Annotated in this window: 23 protein-coding genes and 1 pseudogene; 13 read left to right on the top strand and 11 right to left on the bottom strand. The window is 43.8% G+C overall.

Annotation, left to right across the window (positions count from 1 at the left end):
* Window positions 1-60: 60 nt before the first annotated feature.
* On the bottom strand, window positions 61-633 hold the full coding sequence (locus MH117_RS01310; RefSeq protein ID WP_239326615.1) for a hypothetical protein: 573 nt from the start codon (window positions 631-633) through the stop codon (window positions 61-63).
* Between the two features lie 212 nt (window positions 634-845).
* A complete protein-coding gene (cshA, locus tag MH117_RS01305; protein ID WP_239326613.1) occupies window positions 846-2,501 on the bottom strand; it encodes a degradosome RNA helicase CshA in 1,656 nt (551 codons plus the stop codon).
* Window positions 2,502-2,771: 270 nt separating this feature from the next.
* Here cshA and MH117_RS01300 point away from each other — a divergent pair, with 270 nt between their 5' ends.
* On the top strand, window positions 2,772-3,599 hold the full coding sequence (locus tag MH117_RS01300; RefSeq protein ID WP_239326611.1) for a YitT family protein: 828 nt from the start codon (window positions 2,772-2,774) through the stop codon (window positions 3,597-3,599).
* A gap of 292 nt (window positions 3,600-3,891) precedes the next feature.
* Here MH117_RS01300 and pfkA read toward each other — a convergent pair whose 3' ends face one another.
* From pfkA to MH117_RS01285, 3 genes are all read right to left on the bottom strand, one after another.
* Window positions 3,892-4,863, bottom strand: a complete 972-nt coding sequence (gene pfkA / locus MH117_RS01295) for a 6-phosphofructokinase (RefSeq protein WP_239326609.1) — start codon at window positions 4,861-4,863, stop codon at window positions 3,892-3,894.
* Between the two features lie 27 nt (window positions 4,864-4,890).
* Complete coding sequence (locus MH117_RS01290) at window positions 4,891-5,973, bottom strand: tetraprenyl-beta-curcumene synthase family protein (protein WP_481857214.1); 1,083 nt, start codon at window positions 5,971-5,973, stop codon at window positions 4,891-4,893.
* 101 nt (window positions 5,974-6,074) lie between these two features.
* Window positions 6,075-6,392: a hypothetical protein gene (locus MH117_RS01285; protein WP_239326607.1), complete on the bottom strand. Its 318-nt coding sequence runs from the start codon at window positions 6,390-6,392 to the stop codon at window positions 6,075-6,077.
* A gap of 243 nt (window positions 6,393-6,635) precedes the next feature.
* Between MH117_RS01285 and MH117_RS01280 the strand changes: the two genes are divergently transcribed.
* From MH117_RS01280 to MH117_RS01270, 3 genes are all read left to right on the top strand, one after another.
* Window positions 6,636-7,814 (top strand): MFS transporter, encoded by a 1,179-nt coding sequence (locus MH117_RS01280; RefSeq protein ID WP_239326605.1) that lies wholly within the window; start codon window positions 6,636-6,638, stop codon window positions 7,812-7,814.
* Between the two features lie 159 nt (window positions 7,815-7,973).
* A complete protein-coding gene (locus MH117_RS01275) occupies window positions 7,974-8,621 on the top strand; it encodes a nitroreductase family protein (protein ID WP_239326603.1) in 648 nt (215 codons plus the stop codon).
* 124 nt (window positions 8,622-8,745) lie between these two features.
* Complete coding sequence (locus tag MH117_RS01270; protein ID WP_239326601.1) at window positions 8,746-10,116, top strand: M20/M25/M40 family metallo-hydrolase; 1,371 nt, start codon at window positions 8,746-8,748, stop codon at window positions 10,114-10,116.
* Window positions 10,117-10,220: 104 nt separating this feature from the next.
* Here MH117_RS01270 and MH117_RS01265 read toward each other — a convergent pair whose 3' ends face one another.
* Window positions 10,221-10,418: a cold shock domain-containing protein gene (locus MH117_RS01265; protein WP_028546332.1), complete on the bottom strand. Its 198-nt coding sequence runs from the start codon at window positions 10,416-10,418 to the stop codon at window positions 10,221-10,223.
* A gap of 217 nt (window positions 10,419-10,635) precedes the next feature.
* Here MH117_RS01265 and MH117_RS01260 point away from each other — a divergent pair, with 217 nt between their 5' ends.
* From MH117_RS01260 to MH117_RS01235, 6 genes are all read left to right on the top strand, one after another.
* On the top strand, window positions 10,636-10,869 hold the full coding sequence (locus MH117_RS01260) for a hypothetical protein (protein ID WP_239326599.1): 234 nt from the start codon (window positions 10,636-10,638) through the stop codon (window positions 10,867-10,869).
* A gap of 14 nt (window positions 10,870-10,883) precedes the next feature.
* Window positions 10,884-11,063 (top strand): phosphoethanolamine transferase CptA, encoded by a 180-nt coding sequence (locus MH117_RS01255; RefSeq protein ID WP_239326597.1) that lies wholly within the window; start codon window positions 10,884-10,886, stop codon window positions 11,061-11,063.
* 301 nt (window positions 11,064-11,364) lie between these two features.
* On the top strand, window positions 11,365-13,161 hold the full coding sequence (gene pepF / locus MH117_RS01250; protein WP_239326595.1) for an oligoendopeptidase F: 1,797 nt from the start codon (window positions 11,365-11,367) through the stop codon (window positions 13,159-13,161).
* Window positions 13,162-13,283: 122 nt separating this feature from the next.
* Window positions 13,284-13,655 carry a LapA family protein gene (locus MH117_RS01245; RefSeq protein ID WP_275444465.1) on the top strand — a complete coding sequence of 124 codons (372 nt, stop codon included), beginning with the start codon at window positions 13,284-13,286 and terminating at the stop codon, window positions 13,653-13,655.
* A 131-nt stretch (window positions 13,656-13,786) separates the two neighbouring features.
* Window positions 13,787-14,830 (top strand): M42 family metallopeptidase, encoded by a 1,044-nt coding sequence (locus tag MH117_RS01240; RefSeq protein ID WP_239327716.1) that lies wholly within the window; start codon window positions 13,787-13,789, stop codon window positions 14,828-14,830.
* A 53-nt stretch (window positions 14,831-14,883) separates the two neighbouring features.
* Entirely contained in the window at window positions 14,884-15,918 is a 1,035-nt protein-coding gene (locus MH117_RS01235) for an oxidoreductase (RefSeq protein ID WP_239326593.1), read from the top strand.
* A 310-nt stretch (window positions 15,919-16,228) separates the two neighbouring features.
* Here the strand turns inward: MH117_RS01235 and MH117_RS01230 are convergent.
* Window positions 16,229-16,360, bottom strand: a pseudogene (locus tag MH117_RS01230) (3-hydroxyisobutyrate dehydrogenase); the annotation flags it as partial.
* Window positions 16,361-16,372: 12 nt separating this feature from the next.
* Complete coding sequence (locus MH117_RS01225; protein WP_239326591.1) at window positions 16,373-17,317, bottom strand: alpha/beta fold hydrolase; 945 nt, start codon at window positions 17,315-17,317, stop codon at window positions 16,373-16,375.
* A gap of 98 nt (window positions 17,318-17,415) precedes the next feature.
* On the opposite strand from MH117_RS01225, the gene MH117_RS01220 reads away from it, so the two are divergent.
* From MH117_RS01220 to MH117_RS01210, 3 genes are all read left to right on the top strand, one after another.
* Window positions 17,416-18,327 carry a helix-turn-helix transcriptional regulator gene (locus MH117_RS01220; RefSeq protein WP_239326589.1) on the top strand — a complete coding sequence of 304 codons (912 nt, stop codon included), beginning with the start codon at window positions 17,416-17,418 and terminating at the stop codon, window positions 18,325-18,327.
* Window positions 18,328-18,912: 585 nt separating this feature from the next.
* A complete protein-coding gene (locus MH117_RS01215) occupies window positions 18,913-19,053 on the top strand; it encodes a hypothetical protein (RefSeq protein WP_239326587.1) in 141 nt (46 codons plus the stop codon).
* A 74-nt stretch (window positions 19,054-19,127) separates the two neighbouring features.
* On the top strand, window positions 19,128-19,616 hold the full coding sequence (locus tag MH117_RS01210; RefSeq protein WP_239326585.1) for a hypothetical protein: 489 nt from the start codon (window positions 19,128-19,130) through the stop codon (window positions 19,614-19,616).
* 845 nt (window positions 19,617-20,461) lie between these two features.
* Here the strand turns inward: MH117_RS01210 and MH117_RS01205 are convergent.
* From MH117_RS01205 to MH117_RS01195, 3 genes are all read right to left on the bottom strand, one after another.
* Window positions 20,462-21,907, bottom strand: a complete 1,446-nt coding sequence (locus MH117_RS01205) for a serine hydrolase domain-containing protein (protein WP_239326583.1) — start codon at window positions 21,905-21,907, stop codon at window positions 20,462-20,464.
* Window positions 21,908-22,298: 391 nt separating this feature from the next.
* Window positions 22,299-22,577, bottom strand: a complete 279-nt coding sequence (locus tag MH117_RS01200; protein WP_239326581.1) for a hypothetical protein — start codon at window positions 22,575-22,577, stop codon at window positions 22,299-22,301.
* A 423-nt stretch (window positions 22,578-23,000) separates the two neighbouring features.
* The gene (locus MH117_RS01195) at window positions 23,001-24,233 is read right to left on the bottom strand and encodes a hypothetical protein (RefSeq protein ID WP_239326579.1); all 1,233 of its coding nucleotides are present in this window, start codon (window positions 24,231-24,233) and stop codon (window positions 23,001-23,003) included.
* Window positions 24,234-24,364: the final 131 nt, after the last annotated feature.

Below are 24,364 nucleotides of genomic sequence, written 5' to 3'. Positions count from 1 at the left end.
TCAAAGGAGAAGGCAACTCGCCTTCTCCTTTGAATTATCAGGCTAGATTCGTCTGCCCTGTTATGCCGATACCATATGATTAGTATTAGCATCAAATGAGCTAACTACATCTTTTAAGTCCCCCATAAACTCAAGCTTTAATGCTTGACAATGCCTAAAATCATCCGGAGTAACCATCTCAGCTTCTTTACTCATTAAACGCAAGCCGCACTCCTGAAATAACGCAGCAATAAATTGTGAACAGAAATACGCATTTTTGCGGGCGATCGGAATTCTCAAAGCAATTCCCAGCAAGCCCAGAAAATTATATTTATAATGATGCTCATTTCGTTCTATATCTTGAATACGACTGCGAAATCGATTGTACACCTCAAGACTCACCGTACAGCTATACAATGCACATCTAGTCCGGCGTGACTGCGAACGAATAAGATCACCCATGACACGTTCACGCACAAATCCGCCAACAAAAGGATTCACCGGGTCTTTTCGACCAAAGCTGAATACCTCATTTAACGATTCATCCAAGGCTACGGAGGCATGATTCATGGGATGCCTGGTATACATCTTAATCACCTGCGAGAACAAAGTCCCAGTATCAGTTAACAGCACATAAATACGTTTTTGTTCCAATGTTCGTCCACCAACTTGTCGTCAATAATTAATATTATTGTAAATGAATAAGACAGCTTCAGATACAATCTTAAGACGTAAATGGTTCTCGACCATAGTCGGGGAAGCAGTGCTGTTATATTGTACTTTATGCGCATTTGCGTACATATGTACTGCTGCGAAACAAATAAAAAAGACAGTTCCCGAAGGAACTGCCTATTTCACTTGTAATATTATTCAGAATCAGGCGTGCGACGCGGCTCACGATTCTCATATGGACGACGCGGACGACGATCTCCGCTTCCACTGCGATCGCTGCTGCTGCGTTCGCCACCACGGTCACTCCACTCACGACGTCCACCGTTGTCACGGCTGCCACCAGAACCGCCACCGTAGCCTCCACGGTTGTTGTTATCGCGGCTGCCGTAGCCTCCACGGTAACCACCACCACCGCCACTGTTGCCTTGACGACGGTCTCCATCGCCACGTGGAGCACTGGAGCGTCCACGTCCGTATGGAGCGGATACTTTACGACCGCTAGTGCGAACATCAGGCTTGCGACGTTTCGCACGAATCGGATCTTCCGGTGTTAATTGAACTTGAACGTCCTTCTTCTCACCTGTCAACAACTTGAATGCTGCTGAAAGAAGCTGTACGGAATCATATTGCTCAAGCAATTGAATTGTAATTGCTTTGTATTCATTAATCTCTCCAGCTTGAAGCACTTCAAGCAAACGCTCACCAACGATACGTTGCTTACCTTCAATCGCTTCTGCCAAGCTAGGCATCGGCTTACGGGAGATACGATGACGTGTAACACGCTCAATAAAGTGCATATGATCGATCTCACGTGGAGTTACGAAGGACCATGCGCTACCTTCTTTACCAGCACGACCTGTACGGCCGATACGGTGTACATAAGATTCTGGATCTTGTGGCAAGTCAAAGTTAATAACATGTGTAACGCCAGATACGTCAAGACCACGTGCAGCAACGTCTGTCGCTACTAGTACATCAATGCTGCCGTCACGGAATTTACGCATAACCGCATCACGTTGGTTCTGAGACAAGTCACCATGGAGACCATCTGCAGAATAACCACGTTTCTGCAACGCCTCTGCTAATTCATCGACACGACGCTTCGTACGACCGAATACGATCGCAAGCTCTGGAGATTCCATATCAAGCAAGCGGCTTAATGCGTCAAACTTATTCCGTTCGTTAACTTCAATATAAGATTGCTCGATAAGCGGAGCACTGATCTGCTTAGGCATAACGGACACATGCTCTGGGTTCGTCAAGAAAGTGTTAGCCAACTTCTGGATGTTAGGTGGCATTGTTGCGGAGAACAACATCGTTTGACGATTGTCTGGTACAAGCTTCAGAATGGAAGTAATATCTTCCATGAAGCCCATGTCCAGCATTTCATCTGCTTCATCCAATACTACAGTGTTTACATCATTAAGACGAATGGTCTTACGGTTGATGTGGTCAAGAAGACGACCAGGTGTACCGATAATGATCTGAGGGTTTTTCTTAAGGGCACGGATCTGACGTCCGATATCCTGTCCGCCATAGATCGGCAAAGAGCGGATGCCTTTAAAGCGGGACAATTTACTAATTTCTTCAGCAACTTGAATCGCAAGCTCACGTGTTGGTGTCATAATCAATGCAACTACGCGGTTCTCTTCTGGTTGGATCTTCTGGATAAGCGGAATACCAAAGGCGGCCGTCTTACCTGTACCCGTTTGCGCTTGTCCAATCATATCACTACCGGTCATCGCTATAGGTATTGCTTTTTCCTGAATTGGAGTCGACTCTTCAAACCCTAATTCTGTGATTGCTTGTAGAACTTTCGTTTCCAAGCCAAATTCTGCAAATGTCTTCAAAATTATTCAAGCTCCTTCATTGTGGACAATCCACAGCCATATCTGTATTCTTAAGTAGCGTGATCAATTGGTGACGAATGGCACATCGGGCCGGCCGTCTCATCATATACAATGCGAGGTGGAATACGGAATCGTTTCCCCCGCTAGTTCGTTCATGTGTACATTTCAGAAAAAAAAGCATACTCAAGAATATCCAACACATTATAACACAATCATAACGAGGAATACCAGTAAGGAACTCATTATTCCTACATTTTGGGGTGAAATGGTTTGAAAAGACTGCTCGAATGCTTCGTAATCATTATTGGAGGCGCACTTATTGCTTCTGCTTTTAACCTGTTTCTCGTTCCGCACCACTTCTTGAGTGGGGGCGTATCCGGTGTATCCATGATTACAAGTTATTTTACAAAATGGAATATCAGCATCCTTTATTTCGCATTTAATGTGCCGTTGATCATCTGGGGATGGTTCATTCTTGGACGACGGTTTGTTACATATAGCATGCTAAGCGTAGTATCGACTACTTTGTTCATCTCCATCATACCTGTTGTATCCATCTCCAAAGAACCGCTGCTTGCTGCTGTATTTGGAGGTACATTTGTTGGGATCGGAAGCGGATTGTCACTCCGAGTAGGAGGATCGTCAGGCGGTTTCGACATCATAGGTGCTATCGTTACCAAATTTCATGACTTTCCAATTAGCACCGTATCGGTATCCCTGAATGCAATGGTTATCCTCACCCATGGCATGCTAACGCAAAGCTGGGAATTAGCACTGTACTCCATGGTTTCGATTTTCACTACAGGTAAAGTGATGGACACCATTTATATTAACCACTATAAGGTCACTGTATATATCATTACAGGCAACAAAGATTTACTATTGGAGAAAATGTTAAGCCTGCCTCATGGTATTACCGTCATTAAAACACGCGGCGCATTTTCTGAAATTGAGCGAGACATGTTGATGACCGTGACAACGCGGTATGAATTACAGGATCTGAAGCGCGTTATTAAAGAGGCTGATCCCAAAGCTTTTGTGAATATTGTAGAAACGGTTGGGATTATGGGTAACTTCCGAAGACCTAAACATACTTAGATTACATACATAAGTATTATTACCACACACATAAGAGCTGCCTGTTACGTCACCATTAATGACGACTAGGCAGTTCTTTTTTTATACTTCCATTTAATAATACAGCAAATCGTTAATGCCTAGATCATTCCCCATACAACTTTGTTCTCATAGTTTTCATAGAGGTATGAGCACTTAAATGCTTCCCATCTCGTCCGAATGAACGGAACTTATCATAATTTAATAGAAAAGCCGTTCCCTGCCTACAACAGGAAACGGCTTGCTTATTTATATGGAATGTAATACGAATCAACTACTGAGACAGGCGTGTCGCAAGCTCATACAATTCCATATTAAACTCTTTCTTTGTATTAACAACAAGATCAATGTCGGTTGCAACCAATTGACCGTTAATGATACCACAGCCTTTGCCAGAGATACCTTCCATCAAGCTTCGTACAGCAAAGTCGCCCAAGCGGCTTGCCAAAATACGGTCAGCCGGTGTCGGCGCGCCGCCACGTTGAATGTGGCCTAGTACCGTAACACGTGGTTCAATCGAAGGTACACGTTCGATGATGCCGTTGCAAATATCTTCACCTTTGCCCACGCCCTCTGCAACAAGTACAATGCTATGGCGTTTGCCGCAATCGAAGTTGTACTTCATACGTTGAGACACCTCGTCAATGCTGAACGGCACTTCTGGCACAAGGATTGATTCAGCACCACTGGCAAGACCCGCATACAATGCGATGTCGCCACAATGACGACCCATAACCTCGACAACAGAAGAACGCTCGTGAGAGCTCATCGTATCACGAAGCTTGTTAACTGCGTCTACAACTACACTTACGGCCGTATCAAATCCGATCGTAAAGTCTGTAAACGAAATATCATTGTCAATTGTACCTGGAAGTCCCATTGTTTTGATACCAAGTTTGCTTAACTTGTTGGCACCTTGGTAGGAACCATCACCACCGATAACGATAAGTCCATCAATACCATGAGAGCGAAGAATCTCTGCACCCTTCTCCTGACCTTCCGCTGTGCGGAACTCTTGGCAACGTGCTGATTGTAGAATTGTACCTCCGCGCTGAATGATATCCCCTACGCTGCGAATGTCCATTTGTCTAATATCATTGTTAAGCAAACCTTGGTAGCCCCGCTGAACCCCATATACCTCGATACCGTGGTACAAAGCGGTACGCACAACAGCGCGAATAGCAGCGTTCATCCCTTGAGAGTCTCCCCCGCTCGTAAGAACGGCAATTTTTTTAACAGCAGACATGATGTTTCCTCCCTCGTATCCTCTAGTCTAATACATATGTTTGCGAATCCAGCGACTGTTGATCCAGAAGAAAAGCCTCATTAAAGGACTACCCTTCATCAGCCGCTTGGAAACGTTAAGCACTTCTTTTTGTTCGCGCACTTTCGGATCGGACAAATAAAGAGCAAGCAGCCCTTCTATGATCATCCGATGGAAACGTGGATTTTCAAGCTGTTCCACACGCTCAATTGCGGTGTTCGCGAAATACTCAATGCGACGGATAACAGCGTCATTATTCTCGTAATAATTGCAGAAATTCAAATCTCCCCCGATACGGTCCTCTTCTTGATCAATTAAATAATCAAGTAAAATGTGAAGACCATTTACATAAGGAAAATAAGCGCTGCGAATCAACCGGGCTTGTCCTTCATCTGCATCTTCATTCACTGCCACTGCAAACAGTTGGAACATCCCCAACGTCGAACCTGTAGCAGCCGCAAACTCATTCCATTCAATCTCGGCATAACGGGACGCATATGGCTCCCACCAGTTCAGCAGGGCTGCCTCCCGATCATTACGATGGATATGCTTGTATATTTGCAATTCGGTGTACATACGAACAAGCGGAACAAGTTCATGACGTACAGATTCATAACCTGGTAATTGAGAAATGCAAGTTCGGCACTGCTTGACTAATGCGTGTAAATATCCACCGTCATCTTGTTCCTCACGCAGCGCATAATAATCAGCCAACTGCCCTTCAGGCTGAACGGCATCCAGCATCGATTGATGCAGTAGTCTAAAGTCCTCCGGGTCAAGAGAGGTGCTGCGATCACACAAATTGTCCAAATAATCGCTGATCGTCTGAAATGCTACAATAAGCGGAATCAACACCTGACGCTGATTCATATAAGGAGCAGCATACACAGCGCCACCTTCGCAATGGAATTGCTTGGTCGCGATGCTTGCCAATGCTTGTCTCTTCAATTCATCATCGGGAATCGAATGGGCGTGCTGCGTCCATCTGGCAAGCTCGGACCGAACTTCCGGCAATATGTATTTATATACGCGGTACATTAATCGAACAGGTTCTTGTGGCGCACCTTTTCGATACTGCCTCTGACGGTCCAATGACAGCCTCCGTTCTACACGCTATTCGTGGTTGTGTTGATGTTCTCATTTTAGCCAAAAACTATTATATTACGAAGTGACAGATTGCACAAACGTTCTATTCAATGGTGCATTTTGACATCTACGTCCTGCTGTGTGCGATACCACAAATGCAGATCGGTAATCATGCTGGCATGCTCCGCAATCTCGCTATTCAGTTGGCAGGACTGTGCAAAGTCATCCTCATCGTATAACGCTTCTTGCTTCGCAACAATAATACGTTCCAATTGCTTGATACGTTCTGGAATTCGCCCGCGAATCCCTTCCCATTGAGACAAGATCTGACTCTGCGCTTCGATGTCCAGTGACTCCCAAGGACAATGCAGCAAAGGCGTATGAATACCCAAGCGTTCATTCCATACAAAGTGTTCATTATCCATACCTCTAATGCTCCCCTCTAACACAGCAAGATCCATACGGCCTTTTATATTTCATATCCATATCGTAAATTCATACAGCCATCCAACAACATTCGTCCCGCTATTCCATCTTTCAGAACCATGTTATACTAAACCATATTTTATATATGAAATACGACTAATCTCATACCATATTATTCTTATACCTGCATCACCGTATCTCGTATTTACAAGTGTGAGCGAGGTTGGAAGGAGTTATGCATCATGACCAGTCAGCATCGTCGAGAGACAACCGCTCTGCGCGCCTATTCATTCGCAATCTTTATGACATCTGCGGTAATTATCTCGTACATGCCCTTGTACTTTAAGTCTCTTGGGTTCTCAAGCACCCAGATCGGCTTTCTGTATTCGTTAGGTCCACTTATTAGTATTGTATCAAACTTTATGTGGGGCGTCACAAGCGACCGCATGCAGACAATTAAAAAAGTTCTTCTCATTCTGTTAGCTGCACAGACCGCTATGACCCTGCTGCTTGGACTGGCTTCCTCTTATGGTGCTGTGATTGTTCTGCTGTGTGCGTTTAACTTTTTCTTTTATCCGATATATCCCTTGACGGATAGCTTATCCATAGTAACCACACAAATGCAAGGACGCAGCTTCATTGGTATTCGAGTGTTCGGATCAATTGGCTTTGCAGTATCTGCACTCGTATTTGGCTTTCTGATTGGCAAGCTGGGCGCATCCTATACGATATATGTCGTGTTCGGGCTAAGCCTGCTCTCGCTTGCATTGGCTTTTACAGTTGCTGATAAGCGCGCCTCCGTCAAGAAGATGGAGTTCGGTGGCTTATGGAACATTTTGAAGCAGCGCGAGGTCATGATGTTTCTGTTGTGTGCCCTGCTGCTGGCAGTTGCACATCGATTAAATGAAGCTTTTCTTGGCTTATCTATTGTGATGTTGGGCGGGAGCGAGTCATTGGTCGGATATGCCTGGATGATATCTGCAGTCAGCGAGATCCCGATGTTCTTTCTACTTAATGCTTATGGTGAGCGTTTCAAAGAACTGCCTTTGTTAGCGTTATCAGCAGTATTATACGTCATTCGCCTGCTGCTGGCGGGACTAATTCAGAATCCATTGTGGTTGATGAGCACTCAATTACTGCATAGTATTACGTTTGCAATCTTTTACTTTGTAGCTGTGCGATATTTGAACCGAGTTATTCCAGAGGAATATCGAGCAACAGGCATGGCCATTTATACAATAGTATGGTCAAGCTTGGCAGGACTGCTCAGTGGCACAATCGGAGGTCCTTTGCTTCAATCTTATGGTAAAGACATCGTCTATTTTGTGGCTGCCTGTTTTGCTGCAAGCGCGTTTGTCGGATTCACCCTTCTTACTTGGTATTCCGCACGAAGCAATCGAGGCTTGCATAGCAGACCATAGCTGCTGTTAATTACCCAGCTTATATGTTCGCAGCTAAGCTATGCATAGAACCAATTGCATTTTTATGCCGCTCGGATATAATATTAGTAGGTCTTAGTACTTGGTCTTAATTATTATTAAATTGTGACGTCATTTCACCGTGAGAGGACGATTAAGTGTATGCATTACAATGCGTTTAAAGATATTATTCATGGACGACGAAGCGTACGTCATTATACAGAGCAGCGTGTTACCGAAGAAGATGTACGGGAATTGATCGACTGCGCCCGCTACGCACCAAGCGATACGAATTCACAGACATGGGAATTTATCGCGATTCTGAACACCGAGATCATCAAGCAGATTGAATCGTTAACTTGGGATGCCTTGCACGAACGAGCGCAAGCTGCTGAAGCCAAGGGCTTAACGAGAGAAGCACGCATGCTGGTGAAATCATTTGGACCCTACGCGACTGCCTTTTCAGGCGCACCGGCTTTAATTATTTGTCTTGCAACGCCCTATACGTCAAAGTTTCGTGAAAAGATCTTTGACCCTATTGAGTTGGTTCCGAACTCAGTCTGGGAAGAAGAAGGGATCAAGAGCAGCTGCTTAGCTGTTCAGAATCTCATGCTGGCTGCTTATGCTCGTGGTATGGCAACGTGCCCAATGACGGGACCTGTGCTGCTTGCTGAGCAGCGTATTAAAGATCTGCTTCAGATAGACGAAAGTCGTACCATTAATATGGTTCTTTCCCTTGGCTTCCCTACTGATACACCTGCCAAGCTTGCACGGAAGCCTGTCGAAGATATTTTAACGATCGTACATTAATTTACCTCTACTCCATACAGCCAGGGAATTTCCTTGGCTGTACTATCCTTAGTTAATTTCATTGGTAAGCCTGCTATCAACGACATCCGTTCTGTCTTTTATCTAGATAACGGGGGGATTCCTTATGAAACTTGCACCTCATCTGAACAGGTCCCGATCAGAGGACCAACAAATCCAGCGTTATCCCGTACAACTACTTCAGCAATTAATTTCATTTAATACCTCCAACCCGCCTGGCCATGAAGCAGCCTGTATTGACTATATCCGAACTATTCTCGAGAATATTGGAATTCCCTGCTGCATTATTGCTTCTGACAATGAGCGACCTAATTTGATCGCACGTATTAAAGGTAGCGGCAAGGCCCCTCCCCTCATGTTATATGGACATGTTGACGTTGTTGGTGTTGATAATCAAACATGGACGCAAGACCCGTTCGAAGGTCAATTGATAGATGGTTTCGTCTGGGGTAGAGGTGCGCTGGACATGAAGGGCGGCTTAGCTATGATGATTGCCGCCTTTATGCGCGCATATGTAGAGGGAACTTACCTAGCAGGTGATGTGATATTACTCGTGGTAAGCGATGAAGAAGCAGGCGGTGAGTATGGCGCCAAATATTTGGTCGAGCAGCATCCTCACCTTTTTGATGGTGTAAAGTATGCAATTGGCGAATTTGGAGGATTCTCGTTATATGTAGGAAACCGTAAATTGTATCCGATCATGATTGCAGAGAAGCAAGTATGTTGGCTGCGTGCTACGATACGAGGGGATGGCGGGCATGGTTCCCTCAGTGGAAATGGCGGAACGAATAGCATGGCAAAGCTCGCTGACATGCTGCTGCGACTGCAACGAGCAAAGTGGCCTGTCCACGTTACACCAGCTGCTGCACATATGATTCATGCGATGGCGGATGCCCTGTCTTGGCCAACGGGCACCGTGCTGCGTCAACTGCTGCGTCCACGACTAACCAACCAAGTACTGCAGGCACTTGGTGACAAGGGCCGTTTGTTCGATCCGCTGCTGCATAACACCGTTAACGCTACGATTGTTCAGGGCGGCGAGAAGATTAATGTCATGCCAAGTATGATCGTTGTGCAGTTAGATGGCAGACTGCTTCCAGGTTTTAAGCCTGAACAGTTGATAAGCGAGCTGCACAACATCATCGGACAGGACATCGAATTGGAAGTCATCAAGTATGATCCTGGTGCATCTCTACCCGATATGGGACTATTCCCGCTGCTATCACGCCTGCTAAAGGATGCTGATCCCGCAGCACACCCTGTTCCGATGCTGCTTCCAGGGGGAACAGACGGACGTTTCTTTGCTCAACTTGGCATTCAGACTTATGGTTACTTGCCTATGCCTCTTCCAGCAGAGTTACAGTTCACTTCCCTTATTCATGCTGCTGATGAACGCGTACCTGCAAGAGCGATTGAATTTGGTACAGACGTTCTTTACAGTCTGTTACAGCAGTACGGACACGACGAATCCGTATAGCTATGTATACTAAAAAGCAGTTCTGACCGGGTCACGGTACAGAACTGCTTCTGCGATGCTATTGTGCACTATTTATGAATGATGTCCCTCAGCGGGTGATACCATTATAATTTAATGACATTAGCCGCCTGTGGTCCACGATTTCCTTCTGTCACATCAAACTCAACCGCTTGGCCTTCATCCAAAGACTTAAAACCATCAGTTGCGATTGCGGAGAAATGAACGAACAATTCGTCGCCGTTTTCTGCTTGGATAAATCCATAGCCTTTCTCTGCGTTAAACCATTTAACAGTACCTTTCAAAGTCAAAACCTCCTCTTACTTCATCACCTTTAACAGGCGAATATTCACATTATACTGGAGCGATTAAGCGATTGCAAATTTCAGCCCTGCGGTAACTACCGCTATTTCATTTGATTTCAATTATGCCCTGCGTTATGATGAACTTTAATGGGCAGTTTGTTGATGCTCTACATTATATGCAGGCTGATTGCAGCAACACAGAAATGAGGTTTAATGAATGGCTAAGAAATATGTAATTTACAAGAAAGACAACTGGAACATGCTGACGGTTGAAGTTCAAGGTCGCCAGATCGTTCTCCGTGAAATATCAGACCAATGGGGCGAGGAATGCCACAACTTTATTGCACGGGCTGAGATGATGGCATGGGTAAACAGACGCTTCCCTAAGTCTGACTATGTTGGCAATGAAGAAGAGTGGGAGCAACTGATGTCCGCTTTTAAAGAAGTGTAAAGGCTGGGTGGGTTATGGATTCGACATCTACGCTTATATTTATTATTTTAGCCTTTTCATTAGGTGCTGTGCTTATATGGAAGAGAGAATCCGTGCCTGCACGTTTGCGTCGCTCTATGGCGCTTGGCGCGATCGTATTTATCGCGTTTGCTTTTTTCCTGATCGTCTACTCTTTTGCTACAGCTGGAGGCTAAGCTTCTTTTAACGACTTAACCATCTCGTTTGTGTGTGGTAGCTCTATTTCCTGTAATTGTACTCGCTGAGCAATAACATCTTTTAATTCAGGCTATACTACTGAAAAGTCTGGGTTAATTGGCAGCATACAACAGGAGGTGCTATATGGCTTGCCGCACTACATTCAGATGGATTATGTGCTGTCTACTTGTCACGATCATACCGGCTCCGACCAGCTTGACTGCACTTGCAAGCCCACATTCGGAGACTCCGGCTGTGATAAGAACACACACAACATACAACGATTCGAGGAGGATACATATGCATCAAGTAACAAAACGTTCGGAAGTCTTGCCAGAAGATCGCTGGAAGTTGGAGGATCTGTTTGGCTCTCAAGCAGAATGGGATAAAGAATATACACTTGTTCAACAGCTTACTGAGAAGATGAAGCAATTTCAAGGCAAGTTAGGCGAAGCAAGTGCACTTAAAGCTTGTTTTGAGCTCGAAGATGATATTTCCCTACATACGGAACGTTTATATGTATACGCTAATATGCGTCATCACGAAGACACTGCGGAAGCGACGCACCAAGCTTTGGCAGAGAAATCAACCAAATTGAGTATTAATGTAGGCGAAGCCATGTCATTTATTACTCCTGAGGTACTCGCCTTGTCAGATGAGAAGCTCGATGAGCTCATTGCAAATGATGAACTTAAAGCTTATCGCTTCACATTGCAGGAGATGAAGCGCCAAAAAGCGCACGTCCTAACAAAGCAAGAAGAAGCACTGCTAGCTCAGGTAGGCAATTTATCCAAAGCACCGGAATCCATATTCAGCATGATTAACAATGCAGACATGAAATTCCCTAAAGTAAAAAATGAAAAAGGCGAAGAAGTTGAATTAACGCATGGCAGTTACGTTCAATTCCTGGAAAATCGCAGTCCTGAAATACGTAAGGCTGCATTTGAAACCGTCTACAGCACATACCGCAAACAGCGTAATACGATTGCTGCTACCTTAAGTGCCAACGTAACCAAGAACCTGTTCTATGCGCGTGTACGCAAATACCCTTCTGCACTGGAAATGTCCTTGTACGGTGACAACATTCCGAAGGATGTTTACACGAATCTGATTAACACTATTCATAAACATCTGCCGCTCATGCATCGTTATATGAAGCTCCGCCAAAAGCTGCTTAAAGTGGATGAACTCCACATGTACGATCTATTTGCACCTGTTGTTGAACAATTCGATATGAACATTTCCTTCCAAGATGCTAAAGCTACAGTTAAAGAAAGCTTGAAGCCGTTGGGTGAGGATTATTTGAATGCGCTTCAAGACGGCTTTGATAACAGTTGGATTGATGTATACGAGAATGAAGGCAAGCGTTCCGGTGCTTATAGTTGGGGGGCTTATGGCACGCATCCATACGTGCTGTTGAACCATAAAGACAACCTAAACAGCATGTTTACATTGACGCATGAGATGGGTCACGCGCTTCACTCGCACTATTCGGACAGCAGTCTGCCATACCGTGATGCTCAATATACGATCTTCCTTGCCGAGGTTGCTTCCACACTGAATGAAGCACTTCTTATGGATTACATGCTGAAGAAATCAACAAATGCAAAAGAGAAAATGTATCTGCTTGCCTATTACATCGACCAATTCCGCACGACGGTATTCCGTCAAACGATGTTCGCAGAATTCGAGATGCTCATTCACGAGCGGGCTGAAAATGGTGAGGCGCTGACGCCACAACTGCTAAGTGAAATTTACTATGATTTGAACAAAAAATACTACGGCGATGCTATGGTTGTCGATCAAGACATCGAAATGGAATGGGCGCGTATTCCGCACTTCTATTCCAGCTTCTATGTTTATAAATATGCTACCGGCTTCTCGGCTGCACAAAGCTTTGCCAAACAGATCCTCGATGAAGGTCAACCGGCAGTCGATCGTTATCTTGGCTTCTTAAAGAGCGGCGGCAGCGACTTCTCCATTAATATTTTGAAGAAGGCTGGCGTGGATATGTCCACTCCTGCCCCAATTGAGGAAGGCATGAGCGTACTCGAATCACTTATTACGGAAATGGAAAAGATGGCCGAAGCGCAATAAACAAGCCAAAAGGGGGGTCATGGATGCCATGAGCCCCCTTCTTCCATACAGCTTGCATACTTAATATGGTTATTCCAGGTTAAGTGTAAGCAAGTCTACATACATCAAGAAGGAGTGGCATTATGAAAAAAAATTCAAAAACGCCCGTATCCAAAAAAAAGACACCGATCCGGATGCAATGGATGCTGCTTGCGACACTCTTTTTTGCATTAATCACTGCTATTTTTGCTGTAATTAATGTAAATCCGGTTCAAGTTAACGTGTTATTTGGCACATTTGATGTACCGCTAATTCTGCTTATTTTGGGATGCACACTGCTTGGTGCTATTATCGTTGGCTCATACAGTCTATACGTTCAATACCGAACACAGCGTAAAGTAGCACGATTGGAGACACAGCTCGCGCAAGTTCTGGAAGCGACTGGTTATGATTTCGATCAGCCTATCGCTACTGAACAACTTGAACCGTTACAGGATCAGGCGAATTTGAAATAAGTATAGTTAAGACCACTCTTGCCAACTAGTTACCACGTTTCTGATACGAACTTTTTATTCTCATATAAAGGAGTAGAACTACTATGACTTTGATCTTTGACAATCCGTATCCTGATATTACAAATAAACCACTGCATATAAACATAGATAAAAACTATGTGATGTCCTTGCTTCTGGAGTGCCTGCAGACAGCCAGTCCTACCGGGTACACCCACGCGCTAATGAATCGATTAAGTGTTGAAGCCGAACACCTCGGCTACAAGATGGAGCGTAACGCTAAAGGCTGCGGTTATATTCGCGTCAAAGGCTCCAATTCGAGCTCCAATCGTGTCATTGCCTTGTCTGCGCATGTCGATACACTTGGGGCGATGGTCCGCTCTGTAAATGCAAACGGCACACTTCGTCTTACCTCATTGGGCGGATTTATGGCAAATGCTATGGAAAATGAGTATTGTACGATACATACTAGCTCTGGAAAAACATATACAGGCACCATTATGACCAATCAACCATCCGTGCACGTCTTTGCTGGTGCTCGAGATCTGAAACGTGAAGAATCTGTTATGATCGTCCGCATCGATGAAATGGTCAACAGCAAGGCCGATGTTGAGCAGCTTGGTATACGTACCGGTGATTATGTGTCCTTTGACGCACGACCGCAGCATCTTCCAAGCGGATACATCAAGTCACGCCACCTTGACGACAAAGCAAGTGTTTCTGCGTTATTTGGTTTGCTGCACAGCATGCGCGAGCATAATTGGCAGCCTGTCCATGACATTGTTATTATCATTACGAACTATGAAGAAATCGGACACGGCGCTTCCTTTATTCCACAGGACATCACTGAGATGGTAGCAGTTGACATGGGCTGCATCGGTGATGACTTAAACTGTAAGGAAACCGATGTGTCCATCTGTCCAAAAGATTCAAGTGGACCGTACGATTATTTTATGACGAATCGTCTGATTGCGTTAGCAGAGCGCGAGGACATTCCTTTCGCGGTTGACGTATACCCGCATTATGGCTCAGACGCTTCCGCAGCGCTTCGCGGGGGCAACGATATTCGCGCAGCCCTTATTGGTCCAGGTGTACATGCTTCTCATGCCATGGAACGAACTCATGAGCAAGCTGTTATCAATACCGCCATCTTGCTGGCGGCTTATATTACGGAGTAACAAAATTTTATTATTTAATAGTTATACTGAATAATGTTGTAAAGGAGACCGTTATGAATTCTTCCTCAGAACTAACAGCTTTGCCCTCATCTTTTTATGCTCTTGTCGTTGACAAGGATGAACAGGGTCGTATAACGCCAGCGGTCAAAGAAATAACGTTTGCTGACCTGCCTGACGGCGATGTTACGATACAGGTTGCTTATTCCAGCCTTAACTACAAGGACGCCCTTGCCTGTTCTCCAGACGGTAACATCGTGAAGAGTTATCCGTTTATCCCAGGTATCGATGCTTCAGGCATCGTTGTAGCTTCTAAGGATGATCGTTATCAGCCTGGTCAAGCCGTTATCGTGACTGGTTATGAGATGGGTGTATCTCACTTTGGTGGGTACAGCCAATATGCACGTGTGCCTGGTGACTGGCTCGTGCCACTGCCTACCGGTCTCAGCCTGCGTGATGCAATGGTGTTTGGGACAGCTGGCCTCACGGCTGCTCTCTCTGTCAAACGCTTGGAGCAGCACGGCATTAAACCCGAGGACGGGCAGATTCTGGTCACCGGCGCTAGCGGCGGCGTAGGCAGCCTGGCACTTGCAATGCTGGCGAAGCTCGGTTACAGTGTGACCGCCGCTTCAGGCAAGAAGCAGGCGGAGCCAATGCTGCGTGCGCTAGGTGCAGCAGAGATTGTCAGCCGTGAAGCTTGGCTGCCGGAACGGCCGCGCTCACTGGATAAGCAAAAGTGGGCTGGCGCAGTAGATGTATGCGGCGGCGATATATTGGCAGCTGCGCTAGCATCTGTAAAATATGGTGGTGCCGTAGCCGCGAGCGGGCTGACGTCAGGTGGGACGCTGCCAACGACGGTGTATCCTTTTATACTGCGTGGCATCACCTTATATGGAATCGACTCTGTGTATACAGAGCAGGATCATCGTGTTCACGTGTGGGCGCGAACGGCGTGGGAGTGGAGCTCCATCTCTCAAGTAGAAGGTTTTGTCAATGAGGTGACGCTGCAAGAACTGCCTGCATTGGCTAGTCGAATGCTGCAAAGTCAGGTGATGGGAAGAACAATCATTCGTATTGCCCATTGTCAATAGCAAGCACTTTTTATTATGATAAATGAATTCAGTAGGGTTCAATATTCCCTATCTAGACATTAAGATGTGTGATATAGATCCATCGTTGTAGAAAATACGTATTTGAAATGCAAGGAGCTAAGCAGCCTATTCTGCCTAGCTCCTTTTCATTTGTCATCCTTTACTTTTTTCTTAAGCAGATTCGAGCAAACGAAACAAAAACAGACGCTCTTGTCAAAAGAAAATAGAGTTCTAGACTGGAAATTATCAAGACCTAAACTTAAGGAAATCAAATAAAATAAAGGGTTCTACATAGCTGCACTCATGATGATTTTTTATGGGATAGGTCATTGCCAGCGACCGCTATAGCAATGCGTCCATCCGTCCCTTCAGGAGTCCCATGATGCTCTAGCGTATAGGCTAAGAAATTGTTGAATGCTTTAATGATTGGTCTTCCTAAATGACGCTCTTGGGACTAGATGGAATTCTGCTGTTCCAGCCATCTCAAAATCGCTTTATTTGATTCCTCCGGCTTTTCTTCCTGGATCCAATGACCGCAATCCAGATTGACCACTTCCACATTGGGCACGAACTTTGTCAGGTTTTCAGACTTCTCAACCATATCCCGATCGCCATAGATCATGAGGGTCGGTTGCTGGATGATTGGGTTCACCTCCGCCAATAAGTGCCAGTTGCGGTCAAGGTTCCTGTACCAATTTATGCTGCCCGAGAACCCTGATGTTTCAAAAGCGGAGACGTAAACGGCCAGCTCGCTTTCGCTCATTACGGGCTCACCGAGCGGTGTTTCCGCGTTGGCGAGATTGATCAACGCCATACCTGGCTCAGGTGCTCTGAGAGGCTCGTTCTTCCGGTATAGGTTACGAAGGAACCTGTACGTATTGTCTTCGAATACGGCGTCCGCGACGCCTGGCTGTCGATTGAAGTGGACGAAATAGAAATTGCCGCCAAGTATTTCTTCCATGAACTCGATCCAGGGTTTTTCTCCGCGCTCTTGGTAAGGCAAGCTCAGATTTATCACTTTATTGACGCGGTTTGGATGCAACAAGGTCAGTCCCCAAACGACGAATGCACCCCAGTCATGACCGACAAAGGTAGCGTCTTCGTATCCGTAGTGATCGAGAAGGGCGACGAGATCACCCGACAAGTGTTCAATGTCATAGTCTGTTACTTCGGTCGGACGGGATGAGTTGCCGTAACCCCGCTGGTTGGGGACGATGACATGGTAGCCCGCTGCAGCAAGTGCGTCCATCTGATGGCGCCAAGAAAAGGCATGCTCTGGCCAGCCGTGGCAGAGTACAATAGGTTTTCCTGCGTTTTCTCGGCCTGCTTCAAACACTTCGAGTTCCACACCGTTGACTGAAATAAGGGTGGGTTTAGGAAAATTGGTTGAATTAAACATTGAATTAATACCTCCTTCTTGTGATACATGTAGTATAATCGATAAACGGTGACATCTTATTGTCACCGTTCTGAAATCATGTAAAAAAGAGGGCAATTATGGACAAAGTGGAGAGACTCATTTCAATTATTATGATATTGCTGAAAAAAGAGGTTGTTGCGGCAACGGAATTCTCACAACTATTCAATGTCTCCAAAAGAACGATCCTTCGCGATATGGACACATTGGGCTTATGTAACATCCCCATCTACTCTGTCATTGGGGTCAAAGGCGGCTTCGGCATAATGGATGAATACAAGGTGGATAAACGCTTATTAAGCAGCTCCGATTTACAGAATATATTAACTGCGCTGGGTGGATTGGAACAAATTCTCCTTACCGAAGAAGTTGAAAGAACGATAAAAAAAATAGAGGCAATGGTTAGTCCATTGTCTCTTAATCGTTCCATTCAACTATCGTTTTATGATTGGAAAGGTCGGTCCGAAATTCTTGAAACCGTAAAGACATGTCAAGAATCCATAACAAAGAAAAGGCTGGTTTCGTTTAATTATACAGATAAAGACGGGGCTGTAACGGATAGAATGGTTGAGCCCTATGAGCTGCATTTCAGCGAATCGAGTTGGTACTTGAAAGGATTCTGTTTACATCGACAGGGATCTCGAACATTCAAGTTATCCCGGATCGATCATATTTCTATGGATGAACGCGCGTTTCATCCAAGAGACGATTGGTCTGAGCAAGGACACGAAGCAAGTTATCTACCGCAATTCGTCACGATTAAGGCATGGATATCGCCTAGCATAAAAGATCAAATCATCGAAAGGTATGGTCGAAAAAGTATTGAAGACCATGGTCCTGGACTTTTATTAGCAACCATATATGTCCCTCAAAATTATATGGGATTTCAACTTATAGCAAGCTTCGGCACTCATCTAAAAGTTGTAGAGCCCAAAACCTACGTTGATGACTTTCGAAATTATTTATCTCAAATGATGGAGAACTATTCCTGATCAAGGTCTCGTCTCGGCCTATATGACTTATTTCACATGAGTTGGGGCTTTACGCGCTTCTTCATAGATTTAGCATCAAAGCTTCAACCTTCAACTCAACTTTTCGCCGCTACTTTTAGTAAGGTTCAGCGCGAATAATCTTCAACTATCCTGCCAGTCAGCTCAATGAAGTGCAACTAAAATTTTTCGTAAATCTGAGCATAAGCCTTTTTCATTGAAGTAACGGCAGATTAACACAGTATTCAGCAGCTAATCTGTGGTAGTATGAAGTGGAAAGTTTCACTAGGAGGGTGTTAATTTGACTACGCCTATTGAATTGGACGGAGCTAAGGTTTTGTACTTCACGGACAATAAAAGTACTAATGACTTTGGGTACGTATATTATCAAGAAGACGAAAAAAAGTTATTATAACTGCTCTGACGATAACTCAATACGAAGGAAGCGATGGTTTTTATCTTTTTTCGTGCGACCTAGAATGGAACGTAATTGGTGATACTATACATAACGCCGGTCTGAATATTAACTCACCCGTTGCTACACTTAATACGAAGAAATGGTCCGATTATGAGTATGAGTGGCACTGGATGACGATCACTAAGTATTACCGTGATGCAAATGACAATCGTTGGATTGCCGTCTCCACGTGGGGTCAGCGCCGCAGCATCGATTACTGGGTACATTTCGATGCTATGCAAAATGGATGGTTACAAGGCGGAGTGATGTAATTCAAATAAAAATCCCATAGAATGAAGGATAGTGCTATGATTCCCATAGTGCTATCCTTTAATGGAGGGATCAAATGAAAAAAATGATACCGGTGGTTTTATCACTCCTAATCCTCTTAACCGGATGCACGACCCATAAGACGATAAAAACAGAACAATTGACCGACTTTAAGTCGAAAATTCTTAGGGTCCACAAGGAAATTAACGATCTAAAATTCCAAATGTCACCTACCCTAATCGAGTTTAACTACTACCTTAATCGTAAACCGGACATTGGAAATGACAAAGAGATTTTCTTGAAGACGAAGGAACTTGCTCTCTCTTCCGAGTTCCAGAATACAGTTATTGAAGAATTGTACTTCAAAAATTACTCCAAGGACGACCGGAATTATCCAAAGATCAAAATTAAGTTCTTTATCACTGATAGAGATCGGATTGAGTATGAATATTATGCCTTTTATTACGGACCTGGATTTGAGGGAGAGAGAGATCGGCCGATCGACAGGTACAAGACGTGGTTCTTTAGTAACTTCAAAACAAATGACGTGCAGGTTACACCATGAGATAACAAACAAGAAAATGGGATACGATTATAGAAATAGTTGACTTTCTATTAGAGTGGAACAATCGAAAAAAGCGAGGTCCTCTAGTGGGGACTCGCTTTTTCTATGTATATAATGTCCTATTCTCCTTGGCCTCGAACTAAAATTAATCGTTTAGCATGAAAGAATCATTATAGCGGCAGCGGTAGTAGGCACATCCCTCTACGATATTTTGACGTTCAAGCATTTCTGGGGGAATTGCAAAAACCATTCCGGTTTCAATTCGTGAATCAAGATCAGCATGATGGAAGGAGGTCAATCCGCCCACATTACCCAAAACTTTTTCTTATGATCGAGTTCGAAATGAAGGTGACCCCGACACGAAATCCTCTAGCTGAATTGGCGAGGTTGAGGATATCGTCAGATTGATACGCGACGCGGGACTGAATGGTAAGAAAAACTGGAATCTGATCCTCCGAATGCCTAGATATGCACTTCTCGAAGTGCTTAAGAAATTCATTAACCATTCGTGATTTGAAAAATGTTTCAGCATTTTTAGGTTAAGGGCTGTTGACCCGTTGTGTACTCCCATCGTACAGAGGCGCTCTTCCTTATTCAATCTCCTAATTATTCGTTCCACAGGAATTCTAACGGGACACGATAGCTGAATCATGATATAGAGGCAGCTGGTCAAACGCTCATTGAAGTAACGGGCAGGATAGTTTGAGATCATTTGCGGTGAACCCTACCATAAGTAACGGCGAAAAATAGGGAGTGTGCAGACACTCCCTTTGTGCTAACATTGTTTGTTATCAAATGTCTACTTCACAATAATCCAATAAGGCGAACGAACAAAATGCTTATTTTCACAGCGAGGTATTATATCGGTGAGTGTATACAAACCATGTAATGCTTGCTGTTAATAATGCCGACGAAATCAAAGCTGTAAGAACACTATATGTTTGCCAAATAAGTATCGCTGACCAATCTAATGCAAAGCACATGATACACTGGACAATCGTAGCAATCAGCAAAATAGCTGTTACGATTATTCGCTTTTTTGTCATTGGCTGCGGCTCATTCGTGTTCCTTCTGCGTAATCCTAAGAGAAAGAACAGAACAGCCAATAGGCAAAGAATAATTGTGGTAGACGACAAGACGATGTCCAAAAGCTGTGTGCCGCTTATTCCATATGACTGCGTCAGATTGCCTTCTAATATATCTTTAACTTGTAGTACCATGCTTCTATTGATATTTGCGCCGTTGGTCAGCAAGCAGATGGCTGTTCGTTCATTTAGCAGTATGACCATTTCGGTTCCAAAATTGGGATTGCCCCCTGGGTGCTCTATAATCGTGTGGTTGGCGTTTACCGACCAGCCCGCCGCATAATACATTTCGTTGACAGCCGGAACAGACATATCACCTTGATGCGATTTTTCGATAACCGTATGGAATATTTCAGGTATGTCCTGCACAATACCCATCTGTATGCCCATCCAACGCGCCATATCTTTTGTACAAGAAATGATGTAACCTGCGGGTTTATTCCCGGAGAAATCCGGCGCGTTATATGGAGTTGTCATCAAAAAGGAAGAACGGTAGCCCTGTGCCAACTGTCGGGTGGCTTGAGCATCTTTTTTATAAAGATACGTCTGGTGAAGACCGAGTGGCTGAAATACCTGTTCCTTCATAAAGTCTTCATAGCTTTGTCCCGACACAATCTCCATAACCAGACCTAATACGTCATAATTAACAGTTCCGTAATTATAATGCTCACCAGGATAGAACGACAATTCAGAATCTACGTGCATTTCTACGGTTTTTTGCAACATATCCTGCGTATTGCCTTGTGGAATGTTTTGATTGAGACTGCCATTTGTTAAGCCGCTAGTATGGTGTAAAAAGTTATTGAGTGTCACACTTTGCATATCAACTTGTTTCCCATGATATTTTAACGTAAACCAAGGTAAATATTTCTGGATAGAGTCTGACATTGACAGCAGCCCTTGTTCTTCCATCAGCAGAATCCCCATGCCGGTAAAAGCTTTACTTAACGAAGCCAGCTCATATAGCGAATTTTCGCTTGCAGACAACCCACTTTCACGGTCTGCATACCCGGAAGAAAAGTAGAACACTTCATCATCAGCAAGTATTGAGATTGACATTCCCGGCACACCTGATATACGACCGGCATCATCCAGCAACGCTTGTATTGCCGCAGATTGCGTATCTGACAACGACGCATAACTTTGTGTTGCGAATCCTGAAAATAATAAAAGTATCGTTAATACAAAAACAATAGTCTTTTTCATAAACTCTCCATTTCGAAAAAATTATGCGAGGATAATAGTGTCTGAAAGTATTCCTCAACGTTCTCATCAAAGGTTAACTGGATCTCTTCAATCTGTTTCGTTACAAAATCCTATTTATTTATAATATTATACAAACAATCTTTAATCCTCAACATATATACCTTGTTCATTAATTTATTATCCATCATCTAATCGATACATTCATTAGTATTGCTAAACTTGAGTAAATTTTGGTGCTATTTTGCAGAAAAAAACGCAGGTTGGCCATTAGAATTGCACCGGTAATTAATTAAGCTAACGGGACACGTTAGTTTAATGAAACAGCGACAGTCTAGGACTTTATTTTCTGCTGACATCTCTGATCATAAGCGTCTCTCAAGCAAGCCCTTGCTCAAGGCTGATTCTTTACCTTTTTTCTGTATATCCATTGTTGTCGTGCAAGACCGATAAACGCAATTGTAAGCAAAATAGACAGAATCCAATTATTACTATTCTTGAATGAATTGTAGTAGGACACAAGAACTCCCAGTGCTACAAGTCCTAAAAATATATCATTCCTTAACAAAATATTCTTCCTGAAAATGAAGTGAATAGCTAAAACGACTACCAAAGCATATATAGTAAGAAAAGCAATGATGATTAAAATGGGTTCAAACTGACTAAAATCCATACCTCTCCTCCTCTACGTTTTAACTTCACTAGGCCATCGCAACTTCGTAATAGATAAATGGACGCCAATGAGTAATCTAAAAAATACATAAAATAAAGATGGTTTTCCCCGCCTAATCAGTACAAATAACAAACGAATTTGATACCTCATAAACCTTTACTGCTTTCAACAGATCTCTCGCTTAATTATTAGAATAACGATGCTTGAGGATATTTATTACCAAAATTACAACAAAGCCAAGAAGCAAATTGATATACTACCAAATTAAAAACAGACACCTGTTTAGGTGCCTGTGACGTTGATTAAAAAAAATTGTGAAAGCTAATTACCACGAAACAATTACTCCACTTGCAACTAATGGAGTGATTACAGCAACTAGTGAAACGGTCATTAAAACTACCTGGGCGATTTTTCTTCCTTTTTTCATATGAAGGCGCCTCCCTTGTTATTGTTGTTCTGTAAGTACTCAATAACCTGATGAAATTCTTTTTCAAAACTGTGAAGTGCATTAGGGAATCTACTCATCGCGCTTAACAGCATACCGATGCTTTTCGATGCCTCACGGTGCCTATCAACAGATATAAACATTATAATACTCTTAAACAAATTATGGAAGGCTTGTTCAGGCTTATTAATAGTAAAATAATACTCGCTTTTCTTTGAGAAATAATCAGCATGTTCAGAAATCAATAGTGGATGATTAGTTGACGTGAAGTCGATAAAGTCTTTCTCGTGTTTGATTAATCTTTCGATAGCATCCACGTCATGTTGTTTTAGGTACAAATCTAGTAAATCATACATGACAACAACTTTATGTGGGTGTTTATCCAAAAATTCCTCTAACTGTAGAATGGCTAAGTCGATACTAATTTTCTTACTATCAATTTTGGCCTGTAAGTAACCCACTTGATCGTTCAGCCAAGGAAAATTAAATTTTTTTAGAGTGCGGACGTATTTTTCGGCGCTATCAAAAAGGCCTAATAGGAAATAGCTTGATGCAGATAATAACAGGGCCTCTGCCTTAGTTGTCCCTTCAGAGTAATCAAGGGTGAGGACTTCCTTACAGTGTTGGATGCACTCTTCGTACTTACCTAAGTGGTAAGCATGTACTCCGATCTTGTAGTAATACACGATTTGGTCATCTACTGGAAGTAATTTTGCATGATATTGAATACTTCGTCCATATTCGTAAGTATCTCCTAGTCTCCGTAAATCACCGCGTTCAATAAGATAGGATTGAAGCAATGACTTAGCCAAAGAAGGGCGAATACTGTGATCGTCCGTGAACTGGCTAATCACTTTAAACAAGGCAAGTTTTCGGGGAATCTCTTGTGTTTCGGTTGCAAGAGCATATAATCGTTCAACGGACTCTTCAGAGGTTTCACGCTGATTGATATCGAGGAAATTAGTAGCAATTTTCATAATTAATGGTATAGGCAACGATCTCGGAATCGATTCCTTCAGAACGGTAAACAAGGACTCCGGGCCGCCCTCTACTTCGATATAGGATTCTGTAATCTCTTCGATCGGAATATGTAAGGTAGAAGCAATAGCTAAGAAGCTGCGGAACTCAGGGGCTGTTGACTCGCCTGATTCGATTAGGTTCAAAGTTCCTTCGGGGATGCCTGATAAGTCGGAAACTTGGGGTAATGTCATCTGCTTATCTATTCGTTTACTTCGTATCAGTTCCCCCGGCCCCGACGTTAGCGTTGAAGCGGAGATATCAGTCAACGGGTACACCTCACTTAATGGATTATGTATAGGAATCAACCACCTACATATTACCA

The sequence above is a fragment of the Paenibacillus sp. ACRRX genome (assembly GCF_022346885.1).
GTDB lineage: Bacteria > Bacillota > Bacilli > Paenibacillales > Paenibacillaceae > Paenibacillus_B.
Note: the sequence above shows the minus strand (reverse complement) of the source record. Positions and strands in the feature narration are given on the sequence as shown.